This is a genomic window from Pseudomonas sp. 05N434 (genome assembly GCF_056396965.1).
In genome coordinates this window covers 1-3,246 of the sequence record NZ_JBFTMK010000566.1, presented here as the reverse complement: position 1 = coordinate 3,246, position 3,246 = coordinate 1, and the positions used below count along the sequence as shown (strand labels likewise).

Here is a 3,246-nt window from a genome sequence, read left to right as displayed (position 1 = left end):
ATCCCATACCGTCCGTCTGCCCTAGTAAATCGGCCATTTGCCACTATCCTGTTAAGGTAAGGAACAAGGATCGAATCCGCATAGCATGCACCTTCAGGCGTCTTCGGGCATCACCTGTCGGGCAAGAGGACGCGGTCAGCGATACGGACTCATGGAATGTTTTCAAACCAGTCCGCATTTCTGATAATAGGTGCTGGCATTAAGCCTTTACCCAGATCAATATTTGTCACAGAATTGACGCCAATGATCTGGCTAATTTGAGGCATGATGCGCGCCTCTATCAATTCAGGTTGAACATTTGGTCGGAGTGCTTGTCCTATCTGACATCCTGCGGCCTATCCCGAGAACCGCTCCCCTGAACTAACCGGTTAAATATATGCGCCCATTGAAACAGGCAATTTATTCCAGCCGTACGGCTGACAAGTTCGTCGTACGTCTGCCAGACGGAATGCGTGAACGCATTGCCGAGGTGGCTCGCAATCATCATCGCAGCATGAATTCCGAAATCATCGCGCGTCTTGAGCAGAGTCTTATTCAGGAAGGCGCGTTGGGCGAAGAATTGAGCATGCGCCTGGACAGCCCCGAGCTGTCATTACACGAACGCGAACTGCTGCAACGCTTCCGCCAACTCTCCCACCGCCAGCAAAACGCTCTGGTTTCGCTGATTGCCCATGATGCCGAAATGGCTGCAGACGTTTCCTGATTCATCCTGAAAGCTCAAGCCAGCGTAATTGCTGGCTTTTTTTTGCCTGAAATTCAGCCCCTCAAAAAAAAACCCGCCGATTGGGCGGGTTCTTTTGAGGTAGAACGTCAGAGCAGAAAAATCGTCGCCAGCCCGAGAAAGATGAAAAAGCCACCACTGTCGGTCATGGCAGTGATCATCACACTCGCGCCCATTGCCGGGTCGCGCCCAAGCCGCGCCAGGGTCATCGGAATCAACACGCCCATCAATGCTGCAAGCAACAGGTTAAGCGTCATGGCGGCGGTCATCACCACGCCCAGGGACCAACTGCCATAAAGCAGGTAGGACACCACACCAATCACTCCACCCCAGACCACGCCATTGATCAAAGCGACCGCCAACTCCTTGCGCATCAACCTCGACGTATTGCCGGTACTGACCTGGTCCAGCGCCATGGCCCGAACGATCATGGTGATTGTCTGGTTACCCGAGTTGCCGCCGATACCCGCCACGATCGGCATCAATGCCGCGAGCGCTACCAGCTTCTCGATAGAGCCCTCGAACAGGCCGATCACCCGTGATGCAACGAACGCGGTGATCAGGTTTATCGCCAGCCAGGCCCAACGGTTGCGCAGGGACTTCCAGACTGACGCAAAAATATCTTCTTCTTCGCGCAGACCCGCCATGTTGAGAACTTCGTTTTCGCTCTCTTCACGAATCAGGTCGACCATTTCATCGATGGTCAGACGACCGATCAGCTTGCCGTTCTTGTCCACCACTGGGGCCGAGATCAAGTCGTAACGCTCGAACGCCTGAGCGGCCTCGTAGGCGTCTTCGTCCGGATGAAAACTCACCGGATCGCTGGCCATCACTTCCGAGACCTGTTTATCCGGGTCGTTGACCAAAAGGCGCTTGATCGGCAACACGCCCTTGAGCACGCCGTCGTAATCGACCACGAACAGTTTATCGGTATGGCTTGGCAACTCTTTGAGACGACGCAGGTAACGCAACACCACTTCAAGACTGACATCCTCACGGATCGTCACCATCTCGAAGTCCATCAGCGCACCGACCTGCTCCTCGTCATAGGACAACGCGGAGCGGACGCGCTCACGCTGTTGAGCATCGAGGGTTTCCATCAGCTCGTGGACGACGTCTCGCGGCAGCTCGGAGGCCAGGTCAGCAAGTTCGTCGGCATCCATGTCCTTGGCCGCCGCCAGGAGCTCGTGATCGTCCATGTCGGCGATCAGGGTTTCACGAACCGAATCGGATACTTCGAGCAGAATGTCGCCGTCGCGGTCGGCCTTGACCAATTGCCAGACGGTCAGACGATCGTCCAGTGGCAAGGCTTCAAGGATGTAGGCAACGTCAGCGGAGTGCAGATCATCGAGCTTGCGTTGCAACTCGACGAGGTTTTGCCGGTGAACCAGGTTCTCGACCCGGTCGTGATGCGGACCTTCCTGGCGATGAGTCAGGTCTTCGACCACCCGCTGGCGCTGCAGCAGCTCAACGACTTGAGCAAGGCGGTCCTGCAAGCTTTCCTGCGTTTTCTTTACTTCAACTTCAGACATAGGCGAACTCCACTCCCAGCAGCGGGGCACGCCGGAAGGATCAATCAGTCAATTCATGATTGTAACAACGAGGTACTGAGTAACTACTGGGTAAGTCCATGGAGGTATTCCACAAGCCCCGGCGGGGCTGACAGGCGCAATGATAACACCGCCTGACGGTTTTAAACGTGAAAAAATCGCGGCTGAAACAAGCGCTTGCGAGACAAACCTGAGCGCCGTCCTGATCCATGGAACTGCGACGACTCATCCTGAAAAGAAAACACACCGCAGTCGAAAAATGTAACGGCTACCCTTGATATGGACCGTCAAGGAGGACGTCGAATGCCACGGAATGCTAATTATTTTTTGCTTGCCGCCCTGCTCTGCCTGCCGCCCTGGGCGTTTGCTACGACCATCCACCGGTGTGAAGCCCCTGACGGACGCATCACCTTCACGACCTTGAGCTGTACGACCGGAGAAAGCCTTTCGCTTCAGGAAGTACGCACGTTTTTGCCTGGCAGCACGACAGCCCTGATGCCAGAAGCTGAGGTTCGCGAAACATCAAGTATGAAAAACCCAAGGAGAGAGCCGACGGTCGTTGGTCAGCCCGAGGACAAATGTGGAAATAAGCTCAGCGCGAAGGAACGCCGCATCGCGATCATCAATCAGAGAGTGGTTGCCGGCATGAGTCAGCAGGACGTCGAAAGCGCTCTCGGCAAGCCAGACAAAATCAGCACTCGCAATTCAGCCATGAGCTACCGCTACGACAACAAGCGAGGGCGCAGTGCTCACATCGAGTTCGATGAGAAAGGTTGTACCAAAGGAAAAGCCAAATCGCAGACGGCAAAAAGCCCGCGTTAAACGCGGGCTTTTTGGTGTTTGGTGCACTCGACAGGATTCGAACCTGTGACCGCTCGGTTCGTAGCCGAGTACTCTATCCAGCTGAGCTACGAGTGCATTTGTGTTTTTATACCAGATCACAACTGGTTGAAGCCAAGTTACTCACATTACTGC

3 protein-coding genes and 1 tRNA gene are annotated in these 3,246 nt (G+C 54.8%); 2 read left to right on the top strand and 2 right to left on the bottom strand.

Translation table 11 applies throughout. The features are described from left to right. Nucleotides 1-376 precede the first annotated feature (376 nt). A complete protein-coding gene (locus AC1DLB_RS25910; protein WP_018926380.1) occupies nucleotides 377-703 on the top strand; it encodes an Arc family DNA-binding protein in 327 nt (108 codons plus the stop codon). 107 nt (nucleotides 704-810) lie between these two features. Here the strand turns inward: AC1DLB_RS25910 and mgtE are convergent, their stop codons facing one another. Then, nucleotides 811-2,253: a magnesium transporter gene (gene mgtE / locus AC1DLB_RS25905; RefSeq protein WP_018926381.1), complete on the bottom strand. Its 1,443-nt coding sequence runs from the start codon at nucleotides 2,251-2,253 to the stop codon at nucleotides 811-813. 321 nt (nucleotides 2,254-2,574) lie between these two features. Here mgtE and AC1DLB_RS25900 point away from each other — a divergent pair, with 321 nt between their 5' ends. Next, nucleotides 2,575-3,093: a cell envelope protein SmpA gene (locus AC1DLB_RS25900; protein ID WP_436275155.1), complete on the top strand. Its 519-nt coding sequence runs from the start codon at nucleotides 2,575-2,577 to the stop codon at nucleotides 3,091-3,093. A 19-nt stretch (nucleotides 3,094-3,112) separates the two neighbouring features. On the opposite strand, the gene AC1DLB_RS25895 is transcribed toward AC1DLB_RS25900, so the two are convergent. Then, nucleotides 3,113-3,189 (bottom strand) — tRNA-Arg (locus tag AC1DLB_RS25895). Nucleotides 3,190-3,246: the final 57 nt, after the last annotated feature.